Consider the following 1,055-nt stretch of genomic DNA (forward strand, 5'->3'; position numbering starts at 1 on the left):
TCGCGCTTTTTTTTTGCGGCTACGATGGCGCTTTCTGGTGGTTGCGAATCCCTATCGTAACCTTGACGAAGTAGCGATACAGCAGCAGCTCGTAAGAAGCTTGACGATGCCGCCCCCGGGACAGGATTGATAACGGTGAGAGAGCCATGGAATGCGTTGCAGCGATTGTCATCGGGGCCGGCGTGGTCGGCCTGGCCTGTGCCCGCGCGCTGGCACAGCGGGGTATCGAAACCGTCATCATCGAACGCAACGACACCTTTGGCAGTGAAACCAGCGCCCGCAACAGCGAGGTGATCCACGCCGGGTTGTATTACCCGACAGGCTCGCTCAAGGCAGCACTGTGCGTTGCCGGCCAGCGGAAACTCTACGAATTCTGCGCCACACATGGCGTCAACCACCGGCGCTGCGGCAAGCTGATCGTCGCCACCTCGGCAACCCAGGAAGACGGACTTGCCGCACTGCAACAGCAGGGTCAGTTGAACGGTGTCGACGACCTGCGCCTGCTGAGTGCAGCCGAGGCATGCGCCCTGGAGCCCGCACTGGCGTGTAGCGCTGCCCTGCTCTCTCCCTCCACCGGCATCATCGACAGCCGCGCCCTGATGCTGGCGCTGCTCGGCGAAGCCGAACGGGCCGGCGCTTGGCTGGCCCTGCACAGCCCGCTCTGCAGCGGCTCCATCGAGACAAGCGGCTTCCTCCTCGAAAGTGGCGGCAGCGACGGCCTGCGCTTTGCAAGCGCCATGGTGATCAACGCCGCCGGCCTCTGGGCACCTGAAGTCGCCGCTTCGCTCGCCGGTTTTCCGGCGGCGCTGCTGCCCGTGCGCCATCATGCCAAAGGCAGCTACTATGCCCTCAGTGGCTGCTCACCGTTCTCCCGGCTCATTTATCCGCTGCCCGAGAACGGCGGCCTGGGGGTGCATCTGACGCTCGATCTCGGCGGGCAGGCGCGCTTCGGTCCGGATGTCGAGTGGTTGCCGCCCCCGATGCCAGGGCAGCCGATCGGCTCACTTGACTATCGTGTCGACCCGACGCGCGCCGAGGCCTTCGCTGCCGAAATT

Annotated in this window: 1 protein-coding gene; it reads left to right on the top strand. The window is 64.7% G+C overall.

What is annotated here, in order from left to right:
• Positions 1 to 146: 146 nt before the first annotated feature.
• A partial coding sequence (locus CAPSK01_RS05200) for an NAD(P)/FAD-dependent oxidoreductase (protein ID WP_273703138.1) occupies positions 147 to 1,055 on the top strand: 909 nt, incomplete at its 3' end.

The sequence above is a fragment of the Candidatus Accumulibacter vicinus genome, from assembly GCF_000584955.1.
In the GTDB taxonomy this organism is placed as follows: Bacteria; Pseudomonadota; Gammaproteobacteria; order Burkholderiales; family Rhodocyclaceae; genus Accumulibacter; species Accumulibacter vicinus.